This window comes from Lacinutrix sp. MEBiC02595, assembly GCF_053601555.1.
In genome coordinates this window covers 243271-269844 of the sequence record NZ_JBSHNU010000243.1, presented here as the reverse complement: position 1 = coordinate 269844, position 26574 = coordinate 243271, and the positions used below count along the sequence as shown (strand labels likewise).

Genomic DNA, 26574 nt, shown 5'->3' with positions numbered 1-26574 from the left:
CGAACATACGTTCACCTTTTTTGCCCCAAATCTACCATGAACTTAACCTACTTATGTTATGGTAGTACTAATGTAGTTTTATTTATTTTTCTAATAAAATCTTTTAGACGAAAAGCTTTTATTATAGATTAAATGTTTAAAAATTAGGTATATACGGAAAACCCGTAAGAAATTATGCTAGTAGGCACGTTCTTCATTTCCTTCATAGAAATTAATAAAAGCTTTATTTACAACTCTATTTCCTCCTGCTGTTGGATAATCTCCTGTAAAATACCAATCCCCTAAGTTTTTAGGGCAAGCTTTATGTAAGTTAGCTACAGGTTGAAATATTATTTTCACCTCTGCATGTACACTTTCATCGCTCAATAACGCTGCGATTTTATCTGAAATTTCATCATCTGTAAAATGATCATATAGTTCTTTTACAAAGTTTTTTACCTCCGTATCTTTTATATCTATTTGTTTTTTACACTTTTTATAGACTTCTTCAATCAAGTGATACTTGTTGTTATCTTTTAAAAGAGAGAGCATTGCTTTAAAGGCTATTAACCCTTCAATTCTTGCCATATCAATACCATAACAATCGGGATAACGTATTTGTGGAGCAGAAGAAACAACCACTATTTTTTTAGGATGTAGTCGATCCATCATTTTAATGATACTCTTCTTTAATGTTGTACCTCTTACAATACTATCATCTATAATAACCAGATTATCTGTTGGTTTAATTACCCCATAAGTAACATCGTATACGTGGGCAACTAGATCATCTCTACTACTATCTTCTGTAATAAAGGTTCTTAGTTTAACATCTTTAATCGCGATTTTTTCAATTCTTGTTCTTTCCGATAAGATTTCAATAACGCGTTCTTTAGAAAGTTTTCCGTCTCCATCTAAAATGGCTTGTGTTTTCTTTTGGTTTAGATGTTCATCAACAGCTTCTATCATTCCGAAAAAGGAAGTTTCCGCCGTATTTGGAATGTATGAGAAAACCGAATTTTCGGTATCATTATCAATAGCTTCTAAAACTTTAGGCATTAACAATTTACCAAGTTCTTTACGTTCTTGATATATTTCTGCATCACTTCCTCTAGAGAAATAAATACGTTCAAACGAACATGCTTTTCTTTCTAAAGGCTTTAATATTTGTTGAATAGAAACTTCACCAGATTTTTTTGTAATAATAGCGTGGCCAGGTTCTAGCTCTTTAACGTCATCAAAATCTACATTAAAAACAGTTTGTATTACTGGTCTTTCGGAAGCTACAACTACCACTTCGTCATCTTGGTAATAGTAGGTTGGTCGTATTCCTGCAGGATCACGAAGCACAAAAGAATCTCCATGCCCTAAAAGGCCAGCCATTGCATAACCACCATCCCAGTTTTTTGCTGCTTTTCTTAAAATTTTAGCTACGTTTAGTCGGTCTGCGATTAGAGGCGAACACTCGTTTTTATTATAGCCTTCTTTTTTAAGGTTCTTGTATATTTTGGCAACAGCATCATCTAAGAAGTGACCAATTTTTTCCATTATAGTAATGGTATCTGTGTATTCTTTTGGATGTTGTCCTAAATCGATCAGGTTTTTAAATAACTCTTTAACATTCGTCATGTTAAAATTTCCAGCAAGAATAAGGTTTCTGTGCATCCAGTTATTTTGTCTTAAAAAAGGATGTACACTTTCTACGCTATTTTTACCAAAGGTACCATAACGAACATGCCCTAAAAGAACCTCTCCTATATATGGAATGTTCTTTTTTTGTAAGGCAACATCATCTTGATATTCTGGGTGCTCGGTAAGTTCTTTATTTATTCTACCGTTTATTTGAGCAAAGATATCTTGAATAGGTTGCTGCGCAATAGAGCGAACTCTACTTATATAGCGTTCTCCCGGTTTGGTATCTAATTTAATACTTGCAAAACCAGCGCCATCTTGTCCGCGATTGTGCTGTTTTTCCATTAGTAGATACATTTTGTTTACACCGTAAAATGCAGTACCATATTTCTCTTTGTAAAATTCTAATGGTTTTAAAAGTCTAATGTGTGCAATTCCACATTCATGTTTTAAAGCATCGCTCATTTTTAGTTGTATTTGTTGTTTCTTATTAGGTTGTCGCTTTACGCATGAATTCCTAATATAAAAATCAGGAATCTTTTATTTAGCGGAAATAAAAAAACGCGCTCCATTTTGAGCGCGTTTATGTTTATTTTAATTCAATATCAAATTGTGTTAAATCCTTGAACTGCTGCAAGCGCTCGAAGATTTCTTTATCTGTTAAGGTTAGCATACGTTCCGTTCCAAATTTCTCTACACAAAAGGAGGCTAAGGCAGAGCCGTAGATTACCGCTTTCTTCATGTTTTCAAAAGAAATGTTTCCTGTTTTAGCAATATAGCCTGCAAATCCACCTGCAAAAGTGTCTCCTGCTCCTGTTGGATCAAAAACTTCGGCTAATGGTAAAGCTGGTGCATAAAACATGTTGCCTTCACTAAATAGTAAAGCACCATGCTCTCCTTTTTTAATTACGACATATTTAGGTCCCATTGCATGAATCTTCTTCGCTGCATTAACTAAAGAATATTCTCCAGATAACTGGCGAGCTTCTTCATCATTAATGGTGATTACATCTATATTTTTTATAACTGCTTTTAAATCATCCATAGCAATATCCATCCAGAAGTTCATGGTATCTAAAATGGCTAATTTTGGTTTTTTAGACATTTGATCCAGAACACTCTGTTGTGTTAAAGGATGTAAGTTACCAAGCATTACAACATCTGCATCTTTATAACTTTCAGGAACAACTGGCGTAAAATGTTCTAGTACATTTAATTCGGTTGCTAAAGTATCTCTAGTGTTCATATCATTATGATATTTACCGCTCCAAAAGAAAGTTTTACCATCTTTTACTACTTCTATTCCTTCAATGTTTATTTTCCTATCGGTTAAAAGGTCTAAGTATTCTTGCGGAAAATCTCCTCCAACTACAGAAACTGCTGCTGCATCCACATTATCAAAATTGGCTGCAGAAAAACCTATATATGTTGCTGCGCCTCCAAGAATTTTATCGGTTTTACCAAAAGGAGTTTCAATAGCGTCAAAAGCTACTGTACCTACAATGACTAATTTGCTCATAAAGCGATATTAATTTTTTTTGCAAATATACGTTATTTTAAGACGAGTATAATAACTTATTTTCTGCCAAAATCTGCAGGTATTTCTCCCCATGCTTTGGTTTCCCATTTTACAATGGTTGTTTTGTATGTATTATTGTTTAACCATGCCAAGGCGCGATCTACTAAATCATAAACAGGTTTGTTTTTAGCATTGCGTTCTAATTTAGAATTACAGGTCTTTTTACGCACCCAACTCATCGCGGTTTTTGAATCGGTGTATATAAGGAGATCGCTATTGTGTTTTTTTAAAAAACTTAATCCATGAACCAATGCTAAAAATTCACCAATATTATTTGTGCCTTCTGCAAAAGGTCCTTGAATGAATAATTGTTTTTTAGATTTTGTTTCTACACCGCGGTATTCCATAATGCCAGGATTTCCAGAGGAGGCAGCATCTACAGAAATAGAATTATAATTTGGTAGTCCTATTTTTTTTAATTGCTCTGCAGAAAGTTCACTTTTAAATTTCTTGTTGGTACCTATATAATCTTTATAGCTTCCATTTAAAGCTTTTTTTGCAGCATCAAAAGTGGCAAAAGATTTGTATTGTGCGCTAGGATAATCTTTTATTTGTGCTTTACAGTCATTCCATGTTTCAAAAACACCAACATGGTGTCCTTTCCAGACGGTATAATATTTTTTTTTCTTTTTTGACATCTTGAGCTTCCGCCTTTCGGTTTCGCTCAAGATATACTCTAGCGAAAACCTCATTATTTATCGTTTTATTTTTATTCTGGAGATAAAAGCTGGTTTACCACCTCAGGAAAGTGCTTCATTTCTAATAAATGAATCTTTTTTGCAACATCTTCGGCACAATCTGTAGTCTTTACCTTACATTTTGCTTGAAAAATGATGGCTCCTTCGTCATAATGTTCATTTACGTAATGAATAGTGATCCCAGTTTCTTTTTCTTTATTGTTTACAACAGCTTCGTGAACATGCATCCCATACATGCCTTTTCCACCATATTTTGGTAGCAAAGCGGGATGTATATTTATCACTTTATTAGGGAAATATGCAAGTATGTTTTCAGGGAATTTCCATAGAAACCCAGCCAGTACAATTAGGTCTGGTTGCTTACTTTTAAGTAAATCTAGCACATCATTCGTTTTAGTGAAAGCTGTTTTGTTGAATGATAAAGCGCTAACATTCAGTTTTTTACACCGATCTAAAACTTTGGCATGGGGATTGTTAGTTAGAACCTGAATAACAGAAGCATTTTCTCTGTTGTGAAAAAACTTAATTAAATTTTCAGCATTAGTTCCACTTCCGGAAGCAAAAATTACAATACGTTTCATTTACAGATATAATGTTAAATTTATTCGAACAAAAAAAAGAATAATTATTAACAATTAGAGGTAAAAAAACAAATATTCAGCTTTATTTATTAAATTACAACCACATTTTTAAACTAAAGGTGTGTTTTAAAATAAAGTTTTTTATTTTTGCCATCTAATTAAAACTTAAAATTAAAAAGATTATGTCAGACATTGCATCAAGAGTAAAAGCGATTATCGTAGACAAACTGGGAGTTGATGAAAACGAAGTTGTTACTGAAGCTAGCTTTACAAACGACTTAGGAGCAGATTCATTAGATACTGTAGAATTAATTATGGAGTTCGAAAAAGAATTCGATATCCAAATACCAGACGATCAAGCAGAAAATATTGCAACAGTTGGTCAAGCAGTTTCTTATATCGAAGCAGCTAAATAAGAACAAATTTTTATGGAACTAAAGCGAGTTGTAGTTACGGGTCTTGGCGCATTAACACCAATTGGTAATACCAAAGACGAATATTGGGAGGCCTTATTAAGTGGTAAAAGTGGGGCAGCACCTATAACATATTTTGATACGGAAAAGTTCAAAACCAAGTTCGCTTGTGAAATAAAAAACTTTAACGCTACCGATTTTTTTGATAGAAAAGAGGCGCGTAAAATGGACAAGTTCGCTCAGTACGCTATGGTAGCTTCCGATGAAGCTATCATAGATGCTAAGCTAAACTTAGATACCATCAACAAATTACGTGTTGGTGTTATTTGGGGAGCAGGAATTGGTGGTCTAGAAACATTTCAAAACGAAGTACTAAACTTTGCAGAAGGAGATGGTACCCCTAGATTTAATCCTTTCTTTATCCCAAAGATGATTGCAGATATTGCACCAGGAAACATATCTATTAAACATGGATTTATGGGACCTAATTACACAACAGTTTCGGCTTGTGCCTCTTCAGCTAACGCTATGATAGATGCTTTAAACTATATTCGTTTAGGACATTGTGATGTTATCGTTACAGGAGGAAGTGAAGCAGCAGTTACTATTGCTGGAATGGGTGGCTTTAATGCTATGCATGCTTTGTCTACTAGAAATGAAAGCCCAGAAACGGCATCTAGACCTTTTGACGCGACCAGAGATGGTTTTGTTTTAGGGGAAGGAGCAGGAGCTATTGTTTTAGAAGAATACGAGCACGCAAAAGCAAGAGGAGCAAAAATATATGCGGAAGTATTAGGAGGCGGAATGTCTTCCGATGCATATCACATGACAGCACCGCATCCAGAAGGAATTGGCGTTATTGCTGTTATGAAAAACTGTTTAGAAAACGCAGGCGTTAAACCAGAAGAAGTAGACCATATTAATACACATGGTACCTCAACACCTTTAGGGGATGTTGCAGAACTTAAGGCTATTTCTAAAGTATTTGGAGCGCATGCCAAAAACATAAACATTAATTCTACAAAATCTATGACTGGCCATTTGTTAGGTGCAGCAGGTGCTATTGAATCGATTGCATGTATACTTGCAATGGAACATGGTATTGTGCCGCCAACAATAAACCATACTACCGTGGATGACAAAATAGATCCCGAATTAAACTTAACACTTAATACACCTCAAAAAAGAGATGTTAAAGTAGCTATGAGTAATACCTTTGGCTTTGGTGGCCATAATGCTTGCGTATTATTTAAGAAGTTAGATTAATTTTTGAATGAAATACATTCGTAACATATTTAATTCTCGTTCTAAAGATAACGGGGATTTCTTTACGTCTATAACAAAGATTTTAAGCTTTAAGCCGAAGCAAATAAAGTTTTACCAAACAGCCTTTACACATCGTTCTATGAACATAAAAAATAGCAAAGGGCATGCTATTAATTATGAGCGATTAGAATTTTTAGGAGATGCTATGTTAAGCGCTGTAGTAGCACATCACCTATATATAGAAGTTCCAAGTGGAGATGAAGGCTATCTTACCAAAATGCGCTCTAAAATTGTTAGTCGTGAGCATTTAAACGATCTAGGAAGAGACCTTAAGCTAATAAAATTAGTAGAAAGTAAAATACCAAAAGGTCAATTTGGTGATAATATTCATGGAAATTTATTTGAAGCTGTAGTAGGCGCTATTTTTCTAGATAGAGGCTATAAATATTGCGAGAAATTTATCTACAAACGTGTGATTACACCACATGTAGATATAGAAACTCTAGAAGGCAAAGTGATAAGCTATAAAAGTTTACTTATAGAATGGTGCCAAAAAGAGAAGAAAAATTTTAATTATGAGGTCTATGAAGACACCGGAAATGATGAAATTAGACATTTTTCTGTAAAACTTTCTATAGATAAAAAAGTGATTTCTAAAGGACGAGCAACTTCAAAAAAGAAAGCCGAAGAAAAAGCCTCAAAACGTGCGTTTTTTGCTTTACAAAAACAAATTCCTAGAGGAGCTAACGTTTAAAAAAATAATATAGCTACTATAACGTTTTCGTTAAAAACTACTGTTAATATTACCTTTAGCTTAACATAATTCTTCGTTTTAAATACTATATTTACAATAATTAAACGGAATTAACATTTTGCGAAAACTAATTCTTGAAGATTTTATAGAAGACATAGACTATGCTTTAATTGGCATACATTGCGCTATTGAAGACTACAGAATAGCCTATTTTTTAAACAAACATTTAGGTCTAAATCTTAAAAGAAAACGAGTAGATATAGAATATATAGATACTTCTAGTTATTCTATTTTTGAATGGAAAGACGAAACACAATTAACCGTTTGGAACTTAGTTTCTAACATTAGCAAAATAGAAGTTAATGCTGCGGTAGATGTTACTTCCCTTTTTATAAACGAAGAGAAATTCACAAAAACGAAGCACTTAATTCCCGAATATAAAAAGGTGAATTTTATTTTAAAGATAAGTGTCGATCCGAATCAATATTTAGAAAAACAAATCTTAAGTAAAATTTTAGAAATACCACAAGTAGTAACTGCTTTTGCTATAGACGCAAACGATTTAAAAACTACAGACCAATTAATATTTAATTAAAAGGATTATCTCCCAATACCTATTGGGATTCAAGGAAAACGAATATGATAAAAAGAAAAAAAACCAAAATAGTAGCAACTTTAGGACCAGCAACAAGCACTAAAGAAGTTTTAAAAGCAATGCTTGAAGAAGGAGTAGATGTCTTTAGAATTAATTTTTCGCATGCAGATTATGCAGATGTAAAAGAACGTATTCAAATGATACGTGATCTTAATGAAGAGTTTGGATACAATGCTGCCATTTTAGGAGATTTACAAGGGCCAAAACTTCGTGTAGGAGTGATGAAAGGAGATGTCATTGTAAAAACTGGAGACGAAATTATTTTTGCAACTGGAGAACGTTTCGAAGGTACAAAAGAACGTGTTTATATGACCTATGATCGTTTTCCTCAAGATGCAAAACCAGGAGAACGCATTCTTTTAGACGATGGAAAACTTATTTTTGAAGTCGTTTCTACAGATAAAAAAACCGAAGTTAAAGCAAGAGTAATACAAGGTGGACCGCTTAAATCTAAAAAAGGGGTTAATCTACCAAATACAGATATTTCACAACCCGCTTTAACCGAAAAAGATATAGAAGACGCTATTTTTGCTATCGAACAAAAAGTAGATTGGATGGCTTTATCTTTTGTACGTCATGCAGAAGATTTAATGCAACTTCAAGATTTAATAGCGAAACATAGCGAACATAAAATTCCAATTATAGCAAAAATTGAAAAACCAGAAGCAGTAGAAAACATAGATAAAATTGTTGCTTATTGTGATGGTTTAATGGTTGCACGTGGTGATTTAGGAGTAGAAGTGCCTGCAGAACAAGTGCCACTTATTCAAAAACAATTAGTTCTACGTGCTAAAAAAGCTAGAATTCCAGTAATCATTGCAACGCAAATGATGGAAACCATGATTTCTAGCCTTACACCAACAAGAGCAGAAGTTAATGATGTTGCAAACTCGGTAATGGATGGCGCAGATGCAGTAATGCTTTCTGGTGAAACTTCTGTCGGGCAATATCCGGTGCAAGTAATCACACAAATGTCTAACATTATTAAAAGTGTAGAAGATTCTCCGCTTATTCAGGTACCACAATTGCCTCCACATATTCGTACCAAAAGATACATCACCAAATCGATATGTTATCACGCGGCAAATATGGCAAATGAGATTAATGCAAAAGGAATTTCAACATTAACAAATAGTGGTTATACGGCGTTTCAAATTTCCGCTTGGCGACCATCAGCACACATATTAGTATTTACTTCAAACAAACGTATTTTAACGCAACTAAATTTACTTTGGGGCGTGAAGGCGTTCTTTTATGATAAGTTTGTAAGCACAGACGAAACCATAGAAGATGTTAATGCTATTGCCTGTAAAAAAGGATATCTGGAAACAGGAGACATGCTAGTAAGTCTGGCAGCAATGCCAATACAAGAAAAAGGAATGGTGAACACTTTACGTGTAACCGAAATTACAAGTTGTAGCTTTTAAATAACTTGGGCGTTACCGCAAGGGTCGCGCTTTCACTACTCGCTCTCTGCGAGGAGCTCAAACATACCGTTCCATCGCTAACGCGAAATCAGAATAATAATATAAAAAAACCAGTTACAGGATTGTAACTGGTTTTTTGTTCTGTATTTATTAAACTTAGTACTAGTCTAAAGTCTCTATGTTTATTTAATAAATTTTAAAGTTTTCGTGGTATTATCTTTAGTCAGTAAAGCAAAATAAACACCAGATTTTAGAGTTGTTGTCGTTATTTTATTTGCATTAGACTGCAATACCAATTGTCCTAATGTGTTATATATTTTAGTGTTAATTTTATTTGTATTATCCTTAATGTGTATGGCATTATCATAATGCTTTACAGCTATGTCATTACTAAATTTATCGACACTTAATGTGTTTGGATTGTATTTAAACAATGCAAAACCAGAGGTAGCATTTTGAGCTTTAAAGTATAGTTCGTTATTGTAAATGGTAAGTAATTCTGGGAAAGAAGCAGAATAACCAGGGTAAATATCTTCTACTAATGTTACTGTAACGTCATCATAAACATACAATTCTTGACCAACAGCACTATTATCTGTTCTTCCTCCAAGGTATAATTTGTTATCCATTTCAACGATGTCATCTACGTAAATACTATTAAAACCTGTAGGAGCTAATTCTGTAAGCACATCGGTATCGTCATTGTAAGCATATAAAGCATTAAGTCCAAGATTTGGGTTTGTAGCCTTAAAAAATAGTCTACCATTAAAGCTAAAAAAGGAGTTTGGAGACGAACTCTGTTGGCCTGTTCTTAGGTCTCTTACTAAAGTATCTTCACCTGTTGCTGCATCAAAACTATGAAATTCAACACCCGTATCTACGCTATTCTTTGCTTGATAATATAGTTTGTTGTTATGTACAAAAAGATCCTTTAAAGAAGATTGATAATTACCCGGAAGTATATCTGCAACTAAAACAACGTCGTCTGCAATAGGATCGTATTTAAACAATTCATATCCTACAGCTTCTTGAAAAGCACCAAAGTATAGTTCATTATTATAAACCGTAAAATCTCTTGGTGTTCCGTCTCCATTATTTTGATTACTTGTGTTAATGTTTTCTACTAGCCTGGTTATTCCTGTGCCTGCATCAAATTCAAAAAGTTCTTTACCAACAACTACTGTTTTTGCAGAAAAATATAGTTTATTATTAAATAAGATAAATTCATTTGGAGAACTTCCTTCACCATTAAAATTATTTATATCGCTAACTAAATCTACTGTATTCGTTACGCTATCATAGCTGTAAAGTTCATAATCTGTGGTTGCATTTTCATATCCGTTCATATAGATCTTGTTGTTATAGATTATCATTTCTCCAATTACATATATGTTAGGAATTAAGCTTAATGTCTCGCTGCTGGATTCATATTTATATAATTGTGATGAGATAACCAGATAAAGACTTCCATTATACTCTATGGTGCTTTCTAAATCGCTACTAGAATAAGAAGAGCCAGGAGTTATGTCTTGTACCAAAGTTGTGGTATTGGTCATTGCGTTATGTTTATATAATTCATAACCTATGGTTCCATTGTTTGCCATAAAAAAAAGATCATCACCAAATACCGTTAAATGTGCTGGGTTAGAACCATGTCCATCCGGATTTAAATTGGTAACTTGAATAGATTGTGCATGCACGTTTATTATGCAAAAGCAGGCAAGGAATAATTTAATGTAAACTTTTTTCATATTTAAAAATGTAAGGGTTTTACTCTTTATTATTAAAAACCTTAAAAGGTTAACATCTTTATTTCTTATTTAGACATATCGGTATTTATCTTTTCGTTTTAATGGACCAATTATTTAGATTGTTTCATTTCTATGTATTACAAACCATTTAGTAATTGAATTATAAATGGTACTTTTGTAGACTCAAATTGTTTATCCTTAATCCATAGTTTTATGCCATACCAAGATGTTTTAGTTCTTTTCTGGGAACAAGTAAAAGAAAGTGTTCAAGAAGGTCGCTTTGCAAAATTAACCATGGCTAAAACCATTGGGAAACTCGAATTGAAAAACATATTTGTAAGACCAATCTATTCCGAAGATGATTTTAAAGTCTTAGTAAAATTACGATACCGACCTAGAGAAGTAGAAGATGAAGAACAAGAACTTACATTAGAAGAAGCTTTTGTGTTTTTAAAACAATATTTACCAAAGCCTTTTATCTCTATTATTTTATTTACTACGACCAAGGACGTCATTTTTAAAATTAATAAAAAAGGAGTAGCTAGTATTACCGAGAATCCACCAACATTTCATGATGTTATAGAAGCTAAGAGTGATGGTTCCACTTCAGAATAAACCCGATTTTTGCTAGCAAATTCACAAATCATAGTCAGCCCAAAAATAAAAGCATCAATAATTTTGTATGTCTTTGTTTTTCAACGACTTGTGTTTTAAAATAATTTTATTTCTTATAATAGTCTAGGCTCTTTAATTTTATAAAGCATTCTTAGTATCTCCATTTTAAGTTATTTTACGTAGAAATAAACAACTAAAAGCCATGAAAAACTATCTCTACATTGTCAATTTGTTACTATTAATAACTGTATTCCTTGGATGTGAAACCGATGAAGATGCATTTACCAATCCAAATCAATCAGCCATCACACAACTTAAAAGTAGTGTAATAATCGAAGATGGCATTACTAGCAATTTTCAATCCTGGTTACAAGCCAATGGTTATGCGAATTATGACTTTTTAAGAGATGATTTAGTAGGTGGTAGTTTTGGAGGTAAAATTAATGCAACAGACCAAATTGTTAATCAACCAGTTATATTTATTCATGGAAATTCAGACAAAGCGCTTGGAGATGTTTTTGGGCAATCAGGCTGGACAGATTCTCGCGATTATTTTGTGTCACAAGGTTACAAAAATGTCGAATTATATGGATTTACTTGGGGTCCTGCAGATGCGTATCAATCTGGTTCGCAATACCATTCCTATGCATATCTTTCGCAAATAAGAGCATTTATTCAAGCCGTAAAAGCATATACTGGAGCTTCAAAAGTAGATATTATTGGGCATTCCATGGGAGTTACCTTAGGTCGAAAAGCTATTAAAGGAGGAACTGGTTATGATGCTGCAGTTGGTAATTACAATTTAGGAAGTTCATTAACTGCTTCTATAGATACGTTTGTTGGTGTTGCAGGAGCAAATCAAGGTTTGGTTTCTTGTTATCAGGTAAATGGTGCAACACCTACTTGTGATAATGATAATGGGTTGTATCCAGGATATTTATGGTGGGGTTTTGGTCCTTATGGTGTTTCCGACTATTTAGTGGATATTAATAGTACTACAGATTATGAAGGATCTCATGTATACTCCATTTGGTCTACTGTTGATGAAATTATTGGTTATGGAAACATGGTTTACGGCAAATATACTTCTAGAATTCCTGGGCAAGATGGAGAAAAGAAATATAGTTCAGTTCCTTATGGACATTTTAACTTAAAAGATATGACGGCAGCGGTTCAGTATCAAATGGTGAAAAATCATAATATACCATAAATTCGCTCTACTAAAAAAATGGTCAGAATTTGTATGGGTTCTGACTTTTTTATATTTAGAATTAGTTTGTAATTTTCATAAATGACACCTATTTCCAAGTTCGTATATTTTTCTCAAAAACCCTACTGCTTAAAAATCAAACCGCAACTGCACACTTACCTCTTTCTCAACCTTCTTTACTTTTTTTTCTGTATTGAGGTTAGATAAAGAAATACCAAGCAATCGTACCGAATTACTCATTTTTTCTTGATACAATAAATCTTTTGCAGTTTCTAAAATGATACTGGCATCACTTATAAAGTAGGGCAGGGTTTTACTTCTAGTTTGTAGTGTGAAATCACTGTATTTAATTTTTAGGGTTACCGTTTTTCCGGCAACGTTACTTTTATTTAAACGTCTAGAAACTTCTTCGGCAATATGTTCTAGTTTCTCCAACATAAAAACTTCGGAAGAAAGGTTTTCAGTAAACGTACGTTCTGCAGCAAGGGATTTTCTAATTCTATTTGGTTTTACTTCACTATTGTGTATTCCTCGAACAATATAATAATAGTAACGTCCCGATTTTCCGAAGTTTTCATCTAGAAATTCGAGCGTTTTCGATTTTAAATCCTTTCCTGTAAAGATGCCTTTTTGATACATTTTTTCCGCAGTAACTTTTCCAACGCCATAAAATTTCCGAATATCTAATACTTCTAAAAAGGCCAAAACATCTTCGGGATTCACTGTTTTTTGTCCGTTAGGTTTATTGTAATCACTAGCAACTTTGGCCACAAATTTATTAATGCTAATTCCTGCTGAAGCCGTTAAACCAACCTCATTAAAAATACGTTCTCTAATTTCTTCAGCAAGTTTGGTAGCACTTGGGTTTCCTTTTTTATTTTCGGTAACATCTAAATACGCTTCATCTAAAGAAAGTGGTTCTACCAAATCGGTATAATCGAAAAAAATCTTTTTTATTTGTTTCGATATTTCGGTATATCTATCAAATCTAGGTTTTACAAAAATAAGATGCGGACAGTTTCGTTTTGCTTGTGCGCCACTAATAGCACTTCGTACACCAAATTTTCTAGCTTCATAGCTTGCAGCACTTACCACACCACGAGTTCCGCCACCACCAACAGCAACGGGTTTTCCGCGTAGTTCTGGGTTATCCATTTGCTCTACAGAAGCATAAAATGCATCCATATCGACATGAATAATTTTTCGTATTGGTAAATCGCTTGACATGATGTAAATTTAGACAATAATAGAATGACACGATTCATGAAAAAAAGTATTCTTCTAATTTTAATAGTAATTTCTGTAATCTGCACGATCGTTTCGTCTTATACGGATATTGAAATAATGCATTATATTTTTAAACCATTGTCTACCATACTAGTTATCTTATTACCTGTGTTGTATGCTAAAAACGGATTAAAGCCATATAAAAATATCATACTTATTGGTTTGGTGTTTTGCCTAATTGGAGATATATTTTTAATGTTTGATACGTATTTTATTTTTGGTTTAGCATCGTTTTTAATTGGTCACGTGTTTTTTATATATGCATTTGCTAGCATTCGAGGATTTTCTTGGAATGTAAAAACCTTAATACCGTTAGTGCTTGTTGCGGGTCTTATCTTTTTTAATTTAAAAGACCATTTAGGCGACTTACTAATTCCAGTAATTCTATATGTAACGTGTATTGTGCTCATGGCCTGGCAAGCAATAAATGTATATGTGTGGAAAAAAGAATATGGTTTTTTAATAATCGCTATTGGTGTTTCTTTATTTTTGGTTTCGGATGCTGTTTTATCCTATAGAAAATTTATTGGTGATTTTACTATCGCACAATTTTTGGTTTCTAGTACCTATTGGACAGCAATTACCTTAATTTCGCTTTCTACAATTTATATTAATAAGAAATCAAGTGCAGCAATCTAATTTAGAAATAGAACGTAAGTTTTTAGTGAAATCTACTGCGTTTAAAACGGAAGCCTTTAAACATACAAAAATTGTTCAAGGGTTTTTAAGTACGAATAAAAAACGAACCGTTCGCGTAAGGTTAAAAGGAGAACAAGGTTTTCTAACCATAAAAGGAGCGTCTTCTAAAAACGGTTTATCTCGTTTTGAATGGGAAAAAGAAATCTCTAAAATGGAAGCAGAAGACCTTTTAAAATTATGTAAAAAAGGAATTATTGATAAAATACGATATGAAATTAAAGTAGAAAACCATATTTTTGAAGTAGACGAATTTTTCGGTAAAAACGAAGGTTTAATTGTAGCAGAAGTAGAATTACAAGCAGAAGAGGAAATCTTCACAAAACCAAATTGGCTTGGTAAAGAAGTTACAGGAAATATAAAATATTACAATTCACAACTAAGTAGCAAACCATTTACTACTTGGGAAAAATAAAAATGAAATCCATGAAACAATTTATAATTTTAATTTTTGCTTTAGCAACTGTTGTCGCTTGTAAAAAAGAAAATAAAGAGGCTATAGACCAAATTTCAACGGTTCCTAATACCGAAGTGGTAGAAGAAGTAATAGATGCCGTTGTAGAAGAAAAGCAATCTGCCGGAGCTCTTAAAGCAGAATTAAAAGCGAAAGGATATGAGACTTTTGATTACGTAGATAAAAAAACACAAGACACCGTAATCATGCAGAAATACTTTATGGCCTTTTTAAAAACTGGACCAATAAGAAGTCAGAATGAAGAGGTAGATAAAGGGTTACAAGAAGAACACTTAGAACATTTAAGTAGAATGTACGACGAAGGCTTTGCCGATTTAATAGGTCCTTTTGGAGACGATGGCGATATTCGTGGTATTGCTGTATATAACGTACCAACTAAAAAAATGGCAGATAGCTTGGCTAATTTAGATCCTATGGTGCAAGCTGGTCGTTTAAAAATTGAAATGCATCCTTGGTGGTGTGCAAAAGGACAATCTTTACGCTAGTTATTTAGAGATAGTAATCTGGCGCTTGGTTTCATTACCAAAAGTATCGACAACAGTAATCACATGTTTTCCTACTTTGGGCAAAATAGCCAAATCGTGAATATCTTTTGTAGTGCCAACAAAAACCGCGTCGACATACCAAAATAAAGTGGTTTCTGGTTTAGAATGTGCAATTTTTAAAACCAACTCATTCGTATTACCATCAAAATCTTTTGGTAAAAAAACGGTGGTATTTTCTTTGGGATAAATAAACTGCATCGAAATGCTATTATCGCCCATACAATCCCTTCTAAATCTAGGTAAAGGTTTGTAAAAAGGGTTTTTCGTTTTGTAATAAAACGCCATTAAAGGGGGAAGCACAAACCAGGATTTGTTCTCTATATTACTAATGTCTTCGCAAGAGGAATTTACTTGGTATTGCAGGTTTTTATCTAAATGTACTAACACGTGATACGGACAAGGTTTTGTTTTTAATCCGCTAACTTGTATGAATTTATTTTGGGTTTCTTCACAGTTTTCTGTCGCTCTGTAACCACTTTTTGCGCAAATAGAAACTTCTTGCATCTCATCAAAAGGTTTTGCAAACCAATCGCTATTTGGTAGTACATCAAAAACATCAAATAAAATTGGAGCAGCAGTTTGCACACCAACCAAACCAGGACGTCCTTCGCCATCTGCATTTCCAACCCAAACGCCTACCACGTAATCTTTGGTGGTTCCAATAGCCCAAGCATCCCGAAAACCAAAACTAGTTCCTGTTTTCCAAGCTATTTGTTTCGAGCCGTCAAAAAACTCCCAACTCTCATCACTTTCTGGCCGGTTTACTTCTTTTAAACTTTCGTATGTTAAGTAAATTGAGGCGGCATCAAATAAGGTTTTATCTGAGGTTTTCTTTCCGAAATCTATCTCTTCCGAAGCTAAAAAAGTAGGTTCACAAAATTCATTGGTAAAATATTGACTCGAATTTTCGCTGTAATGATTTACGGTAGAGGACAAGGATGCATAGCTTTTACACAAATCCCATAGATTACTTTCTGCACCACCAAGAACTAAGGTGAGTCCGTAATGATTGGCGTTGTATTTTAAATCTTTCAGCTTTAATTCTTTTAAATAATGATGAAATCGATCTAAACCAAACTCCTGAAGCATACGAACAGCAGGAACGTTTAAAGAACGCGATAACGCTCGGCTGGCAGGAACTGCACCATCATATTCCTTATTAAAATTCACTGGAGAATAGCTGCCGTATTGCGTTGGCACATCGGCAATTAATGTGTTTGGTAACAAGTCGCCAGAATCTAACATCGCGGCATACAAAAAGGGTTTTAAAATGCTTCCTGTACTTCTCGGTTTATCTATAATATCTACATCTTTTTGATGCGCTCTATCGGTTGGCGCGTTACCAACATAAGCTAAAACTTGTCGGGTTTTTACATCTAAAACTAAAACAGACATGTTATAGATCTCGTTTTGCTTTAACAAGTTGTAATGATTTTTTACAATGGCATTGGTTTGTTTTTGTAATCTAGAATTAATGGTCGTTTGTGTCCGTTTTCCATAATTCGTTTGCGCTACTTTTTGTAATAAATGTGGTGCAGTTTGTGGTAACGGATATGGCTTTTGTGGCAAACCTTCTGCAATAGATAAATTATAGGTTAACGAATCTATAATCTCTTTTTCTAATAATTTTTTAAGTAAACGGTTTCGTTTTTTAAGTAAACGTTCTTGATTTTTTCCGGGATAAATAAGGCTCGGTGCATTTGGTAACACAGCTAAAGTGGCACTTTCTGCCCAAGATAATTGGTTAGCATTTCTATTAAAATATCGCCAAGAAGCGGCATCTATACCAACTACATTTCCGCCAAAAGGAGCATGACTACTATAATATGCTAAAATCTGTTCTTTGCTTTCGCGGAATTCTAATCGCGTCGCTAGAATCATTTCTTTAATTTTTTCAAAATAGGTTCTAGACTGCCCTTTTCTAGAAAGTCGGATCACTTGCTGTGTAATCGTACTTCCTCCTCGTTTTACTTCTCCAGATTGCATGTTTTGTTTCAATGCCTTAAAAATAGAAATAGGATTGAACCCTGGATGCTTGTAAAAATATTCGTCTTCAAACTGAATAATACAGGTTTCAAATTTTTCTGGTACAACATCATTTTGTGGAAATCGCCATTGTCCATCTTTAGCTATTTGTGCGCCAAGCAATTCGTTGTTCGCACTGGTTATTACGGTTGCGGTTGGATCTTTAAAAAGCTGTTTTGGTAAACAGAAATAATAGGCAAGTAAAAGCACAGTAAGAATTACTGTTTTTATTTTATGTTTTTTTATGAAGTTTATTATTTTCAATATAAAAGATTACCACGTTGTTTCTTTCCTAATAAAAGGATTAACTATTAAAATCATACTCACGTTCTACTTTGCAAATCCGAACGTTATACCGGCTGTACCAATCTTGCCTTCCTTTTCGTTGTGCTTGTACATGTTCACTTTGTTGTTTCCAGTTTTTAATATCTTCTAGAGTTTCCCAATAACTTACTGTAATACCAATTTCATTTCTAGCAGATTCTATACCAATAAAACCCTTTTGATGTTTGGCAAGTGTTTCCATTTTATCAGCCATTTCGGCATAGCCTTCTGTATTTTTATTTTGTGTGGAAGTGAAAATTACGGCGTAATAGGCTTTCAGTTTATTATTCATAAAGACAATTTCTTTTTATCCCAAGTTAAAATGGGGTGCAATTTTTTTAATTTATTTTGGCGTTACCTAAAGGTCAGGCTTTCACTTCTCGCTCTCTGCGAGGAGCTCAAACAAACCGTTCTATCCTTAACGCACTAATCAGCCTTATTTTTTTTAAAATTAAAAACCAGTGCTTTTCTGTTATGAGATTCCCGCCTGCGCAGGAATTGGTTACTTCTCAACGACAACCCAACGCCCTTTATTCCTTACTAAAAACTCATTATCATACATCGCTTCTGCTTGGACTCCAGGTAAATAGTACGTTCCTAAGTATGCTGCATTCAGCATGACATTAAAGGTGTTGGTATCGTATTTTCCTTTTTTATTTAAATCGAAATAGAAATTCACACGATCATCACGAATATCTGTAAACCTAGCTTGGCTAGTAGTACTGCTTCCAAAGGCTGTAAAACGTGTGTTTACAATTTCCCAGCCAGAAGGAAAAATCTGTGTAAGCGCCACATCATTTACTTTTTCATTTTTAAGATTACTCACTTTAACGGTTGCCACAAAATCTTGACCTTGATGTAGTTTAGAAATATCAATAGTATTTCCTTGTAAATCTTTATACACCACAGAAACACTCAAACCACGTTGTTCTGTGAGCTCTTTTCCTAAAGGCAGTTTACCAGAATTTAACACACGAACATAAACCAGGTTGCTCTGGTTGTTTTTAAAGGAAATCGAATTACTTCCTTCTTTAACGATTAAATCTCGCTGTGCAATAGCACTTTTCGTATCTATCTTTTCCGTTTTTCCGTTTACCGTATATTCCAATTTAATTGCTTTTCCACCGTTAGCTTCTACCATTTTTGCCATTGCAAGTAAACTATACGCTGTGGTTTGTGTACTCATCCATGTATCTTTAGACAAGTCTTTAGCAATTGTTTTGGCTAAATCTCTTGCACGAGGATCTTTGGCTATTACCATAGTTTCTAATGCCATTGCACGATTTCTGTTTACAGAACCATAGGTATAGTAATTATACTTTGGGGTTAAGAATTCAATATTTGCTGTTTTAGAAATTTGAGTACTTGCTTCGCTCTGCCCTGCTAACGCATAAGCAGCCGCCAAACGCCATTTCGCTTCGTTAGAGATTTCAGTAAATTCACGAAGTCTATTCATCGCAGCTAAATCTGGACTTCCAGCTAAAGCCAACGTATATAATCTATACGCTTGCGCAAGATCGGAGTTATAGTTTTTATAACTTGGTCTCCAGTCACGAGCAGCTTGTTTTTGGTAGGCAATCCAATTACTTTTAAAGGTAAGCGGAAGCACAAACCCTTTCTTTTCGGCTTCTATCATAAAATGTCCAGCGTAACTTGTTCCCCAATCGTTCGCATTATTTTCTCCCATCCAATAGCTCATTCCGCCATTTGGTCTTTGAAAGAATCCTAAACGTTTAATACCATCTTCAATATTCGATTGTATTTCCTGTTTCTTTTTAAAGGTTAAATCAAAAATTTCTTGCAAGTATAACTGCGGAAAAACGCCTGATGTTGTTTGTTCTACACACCCATGCGGATATTGAACAAGATATTGTAATCTTCTAGAGAAATCCATTGGCGGCATGGTGGAAAACTCAACCGTTGCACTATTGGTTCCAACAACTCCGAAGGTTGTAAAATCTATATTTTCGGAAGCATTTGCTGCTAACGTTTTATCTAAAGCTACAGAAGAAATCGGATTGGTGTTTACCACATCTAATTCTACTTTATATGTAGATTTTTCACCATTTCCACTAGCAATTACTTCTACAGTATTTATACCTTTTGCTTTACTAACATCTAGTTCAAAATAAACCATTTGTTCATCCGGTTTTGCAAAAGTTAATGCTTGGGTTTTACTACCAACGACTTTGATTCCATCGCTTAATTTTAAGCTTATGTTTACGTTTTTAATATTTGGTTCCATAGCAAAAACAGTAACTGGAAGTGTTACTTTTTCGCCCGGACTTAATTTCCGCGGAAGCGTTGCCAATACCATTAAAGGTTTTTTTACCTGTACGGTTTTGTCTGTGCTACCATACGCTTCATTCGTTATATCTCCTGCAACTACCATCGTTCTTACCGAGCCAATATAGTTTGGCATTTTAATTTTATGCACTTTATTGTCACCAGCATTTAGTTGAAAAGGGCCTAAAAAGGTTACCACAGGTTTGAATCTATTTGCTTTTTTATTTTTCCCATCTGCAGCAGCGCCATCTCCACCGATAGCAAATATTTGATCTATACTTCCAGAATAGGCACCAATTACATCATCAAAAACATCCCAAGTTTTTACACCTAAAGCTTCCCGTTTGTAAAATTCACTCCATGCATTTGGTGTTTTAAAACGTGTTAAGTCTAGCAAACCTTCCTCTACCATTGCGATAGTATAGGTCATTGCTTTGTTGTTTTTTTCAGAAACAAAAACTTCAAATTCTTGTTCTGGACGCAATACACTTGCCATTTTTAATTGTGGTTCTAATTTGGTATTTGGATCTTCCACCATAATTGGAATCACACCATACAAACGAATTGGTAAATCGTTAGCGGTAATAGCGTGTGGTTGTAATAGCGAAATATTTACAAACACATTAGGAGCCATTTTTGCTGTGATGGGAATCGTGACTGTCGTTTCTCCTTTGGTGGTTTTTACCCATTTATGTTCTAGTACTTCTGTGCCATTTTCTATGCTTACCAATGCACGACCTTCGCTACCAGAAGGAAATGTAATAGTAGCTGTTTCACCAACATTATAGTTTTCTTTATCGGAAGCAAAAGCTAACATTTTTGCAGCTTCTTTGTCTCCAGAAGGTGTATACCAGTTTTTATAAAAGTACGCTGTTCGCCCTGTTGCATGTCCGCTTATTGGATCGAATACACGAATAAGGAAACGTCCTTTATCATTTTCAGGAATGTTTAATGTGAAACTAGTTTTACCATTCGCATCGGTATTTAGCTTCATGTTTTTATACGCTTGATGGTATGTGCTTGAAGTGTATGAGGATAAATTATCATAAGAAGAGTTCCACCACCAACGCCAGTTTATTTTGTACACTTTTACCTCTAAGCCATTTCGTTTTACTGGTTTTCCTTTTGCGTCTACTACAACAATATCAAATTTTTGATTTTCGTTAGTCACAAAGGATCCGTAGCCTTTTCCTTTAGGTGATTTTAAACCGACAAAAGAATTATAAGGCGCATATTGTTTGGTGAAAGCATCCATAGAGAAATCGCCACCATTTTCGAAAGCACGGACTAAAAATTGAGCATTTAACATTCCTGGGGCATTACTACCAACAGTTAGCTTATTGGTGATATCTGCCAATCCTTCTTCGTTAACATTACTATCAAAAATGACGATTTCTTCCGTAGAAAAAGAACGGGAAGGATCTCTAAACACATAATCAGAATAATTTTTAAAGCTGGTATACGCATTGCTGAATTTTGCTTTAATTTCGGTTCTAACATTTTTTGCAGGAGCACCATGTAGCCATTTTACATCTAGTTTTCCGTTTAACGGATTTTCTCCAGAAAGCACCTCATCTTCAAAGTCGATTTTAATCTTTAAACGATTTGGTTTTACCGTTTCAATGTTTAAGTTCTTATAAAAAGTAGCTCCACCAACCGAAACTTTGGCATTCCAGTTTCCTGTTTTATCTTCAGTAGAAGTAGGAATCGGAAAAGTATAGAGATTGTTGAGGTTGTTAGTGGTAACCTTTCTGTACGCTAGTTTCCCGTTAGCATCTGTAATTTCCATTTTTACAGGATGCGCTTTTGGGAGTTTGTTTCCTGCATCATTCAACATAAAAGATAAATGCAAAGTATCTCCAGGTCGCCAAACACCGCGTTCGCCATAAATGTAGCCTTTTAATCCACGTTGTATGTGGTTTCCAGAAACATCAAACTTGCTTAAGGATAATGAATTACCATCGTTTAGTTTGATATAACTCGTGTTATTTCCTTTGGAGATGATTGCAAAAGCAGCATGATTTTCTACAAGAATAGTAGCTAGTCCTTCTGTATCTGTTTTGGTTTTTGCAATTTCTTGTTGCTGAAAATTATAGATGGCAACCGTTGCACCAGCTTCTGGATTGGTATCTAAAATATTAGTTACGGCGAAGTAATAATTGTTGTTTGCACCTTTTTTAGCAATCACACCAATATTGGATGCCAATAAGTTTTGTGCAACTGTTTGGTTGTTGTAATACGCTTCTTTACAGGGATTGTTTCTATCGTTCCAACGGTAATAATCATTGCGATAGCTGTAGGTTAGATTGTCCCAGTATGCTTCTTCGCGAAGGTCTTCATCTTCGGTTGAAGATTCATTATAGTCATTATAATAGTCTTCTTCGTAGTATTCGTCTTCATAATAATCGTCGTTGTCTTCCGAATTTGTAATGTTTTGATTGCCATCACAATTGTACAAAGCGTATTCCTTTTTCATTTCTAATTCTACACGATAGATTGCTCCAGGATCGGCTTTCATGTATTTTGATAAATCGATGCTATAGGTTTTCCATTTCCCAGTGTTTTGTGATTCATCTTGCAATGTAATGGTTTGCTTTGCTATTCTTCTTCCAACACGTCTTACGTCATTTCTATTGGTATTGTTTAGGTTGTTGTCTTGTAAAAACTGAAGCACATTGTCTTCAAAAATCTTAATAATTCGAACATCTACCGCTTTTAAATTTACCGCTTCAAAATTGAATTTTAGCTCTTTTGAGTTTGGTAAAATAACACCATTACTTATGAGTCTAATTTGTGGTTTTTCGTCTTCAAAAGCAATTGTTTCAGAAAATGGTTTCTTTAGTTTATAGCCTTCGGTATTTATTATTCCTTGAAAAACATCTACTTGAATATTACCAACAATTTTAGTGTTTGGATATACTTTTAAAACATTACCATCTACAATATATTTCGGATTTTTCACATTCTGAATCGTTACCAAGCCATCAAAATTTTGTTGCTTCTTTAAAGGATCTGAAAAATTGATAGATACGTATTGTTCTGGAGTTTGTACAACATCAACTTTAGTAATGGTGAAGTTGTTTTTACCAGGAATGTTAACGGTGTTTTCTCCAGAATTATCTGCTTTAATACTTTTTCCGTTCCAGGTTACTAGTATCTGGCTGTCTTCTGTCAAGCGATGAATACTGTCAATTTTAAATTCGAAAATTTTCTCTTTTTTATAAGAATCATTCCAAACTATGGCTAAATCTTTTCCGCTTTGCGATGCTTCTACAAGTTGTTTTGCTTCTTCCAAAGAAATAATATCTGCAGCACGAACAACCCCTTCTAAATATTGCCACTCTTTGCTATAGGATTGTAAATTATTGGTAACGATATTAAAATTTGGGGTAATGGTTTTAAACTGAAACGTGTATGTTTTAAAGTCTGGAGGAATGTTATTGAAAATCTTATCCAGTTTCACATCTACCGTATATTCTGTGTCTGCATCTAAAGCTTCATCTGGAACAAAACGTAACGAATGTTTATTGTTTACTAGTAGTTTTCCAGAAACAGAAGGTTTAATAGAAACGATGTTTTCTGTGATCTCTTGGTCTATTTCCCAAGCTTCTACATCATTTGCTAAATTAATTTCAATAGCATTTGCCACAGAAACACGACCAGAAGTGGTATAACTTATGTAGTCTTTAAATTGGAATAGATTATCTGTTTCTACAACCTTCTTTTTACATGAAAATGCTAAAGTTAGAAGGAAAACTATAGCAAGAAACTTCTTGATGTGCATAATAATTAATTTTTAATGTGAATGACTATTAAAAGGGTGTAATACAATTCCTGTTAATATAGATACTCTTTAAATAAACACTTTGGATTTTGGTTGTTGTTAAATTGTTCATAAAGTTAAGCAAAGAAGCAATTTTTGATACTTTTTAAAACGAATATTTTTAAGATTTATTTCTGAATAGCAACGGTTAAATAATTAGTATCTTTGCAGGAAATTAAATAATTCATAAAAAACAAACATATATGGGAGCTATTTCTACAGATTTCGGAATGGATAAAGCATTAAAAGCATTAGGTGTTGAAGCTGTTAATAATGGAACTTCAACCGGTTCTAATAATTTTTCTAATGGCGATGTTATTGAATCCTATTCTCCAGTAGATGGAAAACTAATAGGTAAAGTAAAAACGACAACAAAAGAAGATTATGAAAAAGTGATGGATGCTGCTACAAAAGCATTTTTATCTTTTAGAAATATGCCTGCTCCGCAACGTGGAGAAATTGTTCGTCAGTTTGGAAATAAATTAAGAGAATTAAAAGAACCTTTAGGAAAGTTAGTTTCTTACGAAATGGGAAAATCTTTGCAAGAAGGTTATGGAGAGGTTCAAGAAATGATTGATATCTGTGATTTTGCAGTTGGTTTATCTAGACAATTAAACGGGCAAACGATTCCTTCAGAAAGACCAGGACACGTAATGAGAGAACAATGGCATCCAATAGGTGTTGTTGGTATTATCTCTGCATTTAATTTCCCTGTTGCAGTTTGGGCTTGGAATACAGCTTTAGCTTGGATTTGTGGGGATGTTTGTGTTTGGAAAGGTTCTGAAAAAGCACCTTTATGTACCGTTGCGTGTCAAAATATTATAGCAGGAATTTTAAAAGAAAATAATTTACCAGAAGGTATTTCTAGTATTATAAATGGAGATTACAAAGTAGGTGAAATGATGACAAAGGATTCAAGAATTCCATTGGTGTCTGCTACAGGATCTACAAGAATGGGAAGAATAGTTGGTGCAACTGTTGCAGAACGTTTTGGGAAATCTTTATTAGAATTAGGAGGAAACAACGCGATTATTATTACACCAACTGCAGATTTAAAAGTGGTAGTTCCTGGTGCTGTATTTGGTGCTGTTGGAACTTGCGGACAACGTTGTACTTCTACAAGAAGATTAATTATTCACGAATCGGTTTACGATAAAGTAAGAGATGCTATTGTTGGTGCTTATGGGCAATTAACTATTGGAAATCCTTTAGATGAAAAGAATCATATTGGACCATTAATCGATCACGATTCTGTAAATACGTATTTGGCTGCTATTGAAAAAGCAAAAGCGGAAGGCGGAAATGTATTAGTTGACGGTGGTGTTTTAGAAGGCGAAGGATATGAATCTGGTTGCTATGTAAAACCAGCAATTATTGAAGCGGAAAACCATTTTGAAATTGTACAACACGAAACATTTGCTCCAATTTTATATTTAATGAAATATTCTGGAGAAGTAGAAAATGCTATTGCAAAACAGAATGGTGTTGTTCAAGGATTATCTTCAGCAATCATGACCAATGAATTGAAAGAAGCAGAGAAATTTTTATCTTATGCGGGTTCAGATTGTGGTATCGCAAATGTAAACATCGGAACTTCTGGTGCGGAGATTGGTGGTGCTTTTGGTGGTGAAAAGGAAACAGGTGGTGGACGTGAGTCTGGATCTGATGCTTGGAAAGTATACATGAGAAGACAAACAAATACCGTAAACTATTCCGACGAATTACCTTTAGCACAAGGAATTAAATTTGATTTATAGTAGCTATTAAATCTAAATACATATATATAAAGGTCACATCATTCGATGTGGCTTTTTTTTGTTTAAGACTAAAATGACAACTACCAAAGGTATTTAATATGGTAACATTAATTTAGAAAGAGATAGTATTCTTTATCTAGTGAATACGAATTCGCCCGCTTCTGCACCATCGGCATCAAGGGATCCTAATAGTAAATCTGTAGTTGAAATTTCTTTTATTTTGAATACTACTAAAGCAGAGCTAGATAAGGTTAGATGAATGGTTTCATTATCTGCTAACAAAATATAGGTTCCTTCTAATAATCCCCCAGAAAGACAGTCGCCACTACCACTATGTACATAAAAGGTTTCTGAAGCAAAGTTTGCATCTGTTTTAAAATCAAAATAAGAAGTTGCCTTACATGGCGTAGCTCCTTCTATCACCATAAACCATTTCTGCGCTAATAGATCTTGTGTTGTAGCTGCTGGTTCGTTTCCGTTATCATCATTGCTTTCACAGCTAAAAAAGGTTATAGAAAGTAATATACTTAATGTAATGTGTTTTAAAGTTTTTATAGTATTGGGTTTCTAAGTTTCCTTTTAATAATTGAAGTTTTCGAAGGTTAACATTATTTAATCCTTAATTAAATAAGATGCGATTCCCTAAAAAGGAATGTATTCTGAAAATAGAAATTTAAAAATCAGCCAAAAAAAACCTTGAATCCATTTTTAAATAAATAAAAAAGGAACAAGGTTTAAAGTACTCTGTTGATTAATAGCGGAGTAAATATATGGCAGTCAGTTTGATAATTATAAG

21 protein-coding genes are annotated in these 26574 nt (G+C 34.0%); 11 read left to right on the top strand and 10 right to left on the bottom strand.

From position 1 onward, the window contains the following. Window positions 1–177: 177 nt before the first annotated feature. The 4 genes from ACVCZW_RS14770 to purN all read right to left on the bottom strand — a co-directional run bounded on the left by ACVCZW_RS14770 (window position 178) and on the right by purN (window position 4469). On the bottom strand, window positions 178–2076 hold the full coding sequence (locus tag ACVCZW_RS14770; protein ID WP_452230459.1) for an amidophosphoribosyltransferase: 1899 nt from the start codon (window positions 2074–2076) through the stop codon (window positions 178–180). 124 nt (window positions 2077–2200) lie between these two features. Further along, entirely contained in the window at window positions 2201–3130 is a 930-nt protein-coding gene (locus ACVCZW_RS14765; RefSeq protein WP_452230458.1) for a PfkB family carbohydrate kinase, read from the bottom strand. A gap of 56 nt (window positions 3131–3186) precedes the next feature. Next, on the bottom strand, window positions 3187–3828 hold the full coding sequence (locus ACVCZW_RS14760) for a ribonuclease H1 domain-containing protein (protein ID WP_452230457.1): 642 nt from the start codon (window positions 3826–3828) through the stop codon (window positions 3187–3189). 71 nt (window positions 3829–3899) lie between these two features. Next, window positions 3900–4469 (bottom strand): phosphoribosylglycinamide formyltransferase, encoded by a 570-nt coding sequence (gene purN / locus ACVCZW_RS14755; RefSeq protein WP_452230456.1) that lies wholly within the window; start codon window positions 4467–4469, stop codon window positions 3900–3902. Between the two features lie 182 nt (window positions 4470–4651). Here purN and ACVCZW_RS14750 point away from each other — a divergent pair, with 182 nt between their 5' ends. From ACVCZW_RS14750 to pyk, 5 genes are all read left to right on the top strand, one after another. Next, window positions 4652–4885 (top strand): acyl carrier protein, encoded by a 234-nt coding sequence (locus ACVCZW_RS14750; RefSeq protein ID WP_013869581.1) that lies wholly within the window; start codon window positions 4652–4654, stop codon window positions 4883–4885. Window positions 4886–4897: 12 nt separating this feature from the next. Continuing rightward, on the top strand, window positions 4898–6148 hold the full coding sequence (gene fabF, locus ACVCZW_RS14745; protein ID WP_452230455.1) for a beta-ketoacyl-ACP synthase II: 1251 nt from the start codon (window positions 4898–4900) through the stop codon (window positions 6146–6148). A gap of 7 nt (window positions 6149–6155) precedes the next feature. Continuing rightward, a complete protein-coding gene (gene rnc, locus ACVCZW_RS14740; RefSeq protein WP_452230454.1) occupies window positions 6156–6902 on the top strand; it encodes a ribonuclease III in 747 nt (248 codons plus the stop codon). A 118-nt stretch (window positions 6903–7020) separates the two neighbouring features. Beyond that, on the top strand, window positions 7021–7497 hold the full coding sequence (locus ACVCZW_RS14735; protein WP_452230453.1) for an IPExxxVDY family protein: 477 nt from the start codon (window positions 7021–7023) through the stop codon (window positions 7495–7497). A 44-nt stretch (window positions 7498–7541) separates the two neighbouring features. Further along, window positions 7542–8984, top strand: coding sequence for a pyruvate kinase (gene pyk, locus ACVCZW_RS14730; RefSeq protein ID WP_452230452.1), 1443 nt, complete (start codon window positions 7542–7544; stop codon window positions 8982–8984). A gap of 182 nt (window positions 8985–9166) precedes the next feature. Here the strand turns inward: pyk and ACVCZW_RS14725 are convergent, their stop codons facing one another. Beyond that, window positions 9167–10735, bottom strand: a complete 1569-nt coding sequence (locus ACVCZW_RS14725) for a T9SS type A sorting domain-containing protein (protein WP_452232767.1) — start codon at window positions 10733–10735, stop codon at window positions 9167–9169. 213 nt (window positions 10736–10948) lie between these two features. Here ACVCZW_RS14725 and ACVCZW_RS14720 point away from each other — a divergent pair, with 213 nt between their 5' ends. Together ACVCZW_RS14720 and ACVCZW_RS14715 are read left to right on the top strand one after the other, a co-directional pair. Next, window positions 10949–11350 carry a hypothetical protein gene (locus ACVCZW_RS14720; protein WP_452230450.1) on the top strand — a complete coding sequence of 134 codons (402 nt, stop codon included), beginning with the start codon at window positions 10949–10951 and terminating at the stop codon, window positions 11348–11350. A 202-nt stretch (window positions 11351–11552) separates the two neighbouring features. Continuing rightward, window positions 11553–12560, top strand: a complete 1008-nt coding sequence (locus ACVCZW_RS14715) for a lipase family protein (RefSeq protein ID WP_452230449.1) — start codon at window positions 11553–11555, stop codon at window positions 12558–12560. 129 nt (window positions 12561–12689) lie between these two features. Here ACVCZW_RS14715 and dinB read toward each other — a convergent pair whose 3' ends face one another. Beyond that, window positions 12690–13787, bottom strand: a complete 1098-nt coding sequence (dinB, locus tag ACVCZW_RS14710) for a DNA polymerase IV (protein WP_452232766.1) — start codon at window positions 13785–13787, stop codon at window positions 12690–12692. Window positions 13788–13823: 36 nt separating this feature from the next. Here dinB and ACVCZW_RS14705 point away from each other — a divergent pair, with 36 nt between their 5' ends. The 3 genes from ACVCZW_RS14705 to ACVCZW_RS14695 are packed head-to-tail and all read left to right on the top strand — an operon-like array spanning window position 13824 to window position 15503. Continuing rightward, window positions 13824–14486, top strand: a complete 663-nt coding sequence (locus ACVCZW_RS14705; protein ID WP_452232765.1) for a lysoplasmalogenase — start codon at window positions 13824–13826, stop codon at window positions 14484–14486. Further along, window positions 14473–14958, top strand: a complete 486-nt coding sequence (locus tag ACVCZW_RS14700; RefSeq protein ID WP_452232764.1) for a CYTH domain-containing protein — start codon at window positions 14473–14475, stop codon at window positions 14956–14958. Before ACVCZW_RS14705 ends, ACVCZW_RS14700 begins: the two co-directional genes overlap by 14 nt. 11 nt (window positions 14959–14969) lie before the next feature. After that, on the top strand, window positions 14970–15503 hold the full coding sequence (locus tag ACVCZW_RS14695; RefSeq protein WP_452232763.1) for a YciI family protein: 534 nt from the start codon (window positions 14970–14972) through the stop codon (window positions 15501–15503). Here ACVCZW_RS14695 and pbpC read toward each other — a convergent pair whose 3' ends face one another. The 3 genes from pbpC to ACVCZW_RS14680 all read right to left on the bottom strand — a co-directional run bounded on the left by pbpC (window position 15504) and on the right by ACVCZW_RS14680 (window position 23982). After that, window positions 15504–17852: a penicillin-binding protein 1C gene (gene pbpC, locus ACVCZW_RS14690; RefSeq protein WP_452232762.1), complete on the bottom strand. Its 2349-nt coding sequence runs from the start codon at window positions 17850–17852 to the stop codon at window positions 15504–15506. Between the two features lie 40 nt (window positions 17853–17892). Continuing rightward, window positions 17893–18204 (bottom strand): antibiotic biosynthesis monooxygenase family protein, encoded by a 312-nt coding sequence (locus tag ACVCZW_RS14685; RefSeq protein WP_452230443.1) that lies wholly within the window; start codon window positions 18202–18204, stop codon window positions 17893–17895. Window positions 18205–18414: 210 nt separating this feature from the next. Further along, window positions 18415–23982 (bottom strand): alpha-2-macroglobulin family protein, encoded by a 5568-nt coding sequence (locus ACVCZW_RS14680; protein WP_452232761.1) that lies wholly within the window; start codon window positions 23980–23982, stop codon window positions 18415–18417. 242 nt (window positions 23983–24224) lie between these two features. Here ACVCZW_RS14680 and amaB point away from each other — a divergent pair, with 242 nt between their 5' ends. After that, window positions 24225–25778: an L-piperidine-6-carboxylate dehydrogenase gene (amaB, locus tag ACVCZW_RS14675; protein ID WP_452232760.1), complete on the top strand. Its 1554-nt coding sequence runs from the start codon at window positions 24225–24227 to the stop codon at window positions 25776–25778. Between the two features lie 132 nt (window positions 25779–25910). Here amaB and ACVCZW_RS14670 read toward each other — a convergent pair whose 3' ends face one another. Then, entirely contained in the window at window positions 25911–26204 is a 294-nt protein-coding gene (locus tag ACVCZW_RS14670) for a hypothetical protein (RefSeq protein ID WP_452232759.1), read from the bottom strand. Window positions 26205–26574: the final 370 nt, after the last annotated feature.

Excerpts from the sequence above, each read along its gene's own strand:
- ACVCZW_RS14760 (WP_452230457.1), bottom strand. The coding sequence starts at position 3,828 with ATGTCAAAAAAGAAAAAAAAATATTATACCGTCTGGAAAGGACACCAT.
- ACVCZW_RS14765 (WP_452230458.1), bottom strand. The coding sequence starts at position 3,130 with ATGAGCAAATTAGTCATTGTAGGTACAGTAGCTTTTGACGCTATTGAA.
- ACVCZW_RS14720 (WP_452230450.1), top strand. The coding sequence starts at position 10,949 with ATGCCATACCAAGATGTTTTAGTTCTTTTCTGGGAACAAGTAAAAGAA.
- ACVCZW_RS14770 (WP_452230459.1), bottom strand. The coding sequence starts at position 2,076 with ATGAGCGATGCTTTAAAACATGAATGTGGAATTGCACACATTAGACTT.
- ACVCZW_RS14670 (WP_452232759.1), bottom strand. The coding sequence starts at position 26,204 with ATGGTGATAGAAGGAGCTACGCCATGTAAGGCAACTTCTTATTTTGAT.
- rnc (WP_452230454.1), top strand. The coding sequence starts at position 6,156 with ATGAAATACATTCGTAACATATTTAATTCTCGTTCTAAAGATAACGGG.
- ACVCZW_RS14705 (WP_452232765.1), top strand. The coding sequence starts at position 13,824 with ATGAAAAAAAGTATTCTTCTAATTTTAATAGTAATTTCTGTAATCTGC.
- ACVCZW_RS14715 (WP_452230449.1), top strand. The coding sequence starts at position 11,553 with ATGAAAAACTATCTCTACATTGTCAATTTGTTACTATTAATAACTGTA.
- amaB (WP_452232760.1), top strand. The coding sequence starts at position 24,225 with ATGGGAGCTATTTCTACAGATTTCGGAATGGATAAAGCATTAAAAGCA.
- ACVCZW_RS14750 (WP_013869581.1), top strand. The coding sequence starts at position 4,652 with ATGTCAGACATTGCATCAAGAGTAAAAGCGATTATCGTAGACAAACTG.
- purN (WP_452230456.1), bottom strand. The coding sequence starts at position 4,469 with ATGAAACGTATTGTAATTTTTGCTTCCGGAAGTGGAACTAATGCTGAA.
- ACVCZW_RS14725 (WP_452232767.1), bottom strand. The coding sequence starts at position 10,735 with ATGAAAAAAGTTTACATTAAATTATTCCTTGCCTGCTTTTGCATAATA.
- ACVCZW_RS14685 (WP_452230443.1), bottom strand. The coding sequence starts at position 18,204 with ATGAATAATAAACTGAAAGCCTATTACGCCGTAATTTTCACTTCCACA.
- fabF (WP_452230455.1), top strand. The coding sequence starts at position 4,898 with ATGGAACTAAAGCGAGTTGTAGTTACGGGTCTTGGCGCATTAACACCA.
- dinB (WP_452232766.1), bottom strand. The coding sequence starts at position 13,787 with ATGTCAAGCGATTTACCAATACGAAAAATTATTCATGTCGATATGGAT.
- ACVCZW_RS14680 (WP_452232761.1), bottom strand. The coding sequence starts at position 23,982 with ATGCACATCAAGAAGTTTCTTGCTATAGTTTTCCTTCTAACTTTAGCA.
- ACVCZW_RS14695 (WP_452232763.1), top strand. The coding sequence starts at position 14,970 with ATGAAACAATTTATAATTTTAATTTTTGCTTTAGCAACTGTTGTCGCT.
- pyk (WP_452230452.1), top strand. The coding sequence starts at position 7,542 with ATGATAAAAAGAAAAAAAACCAAAATAGTAGCAACTTTAGGACCAGCA.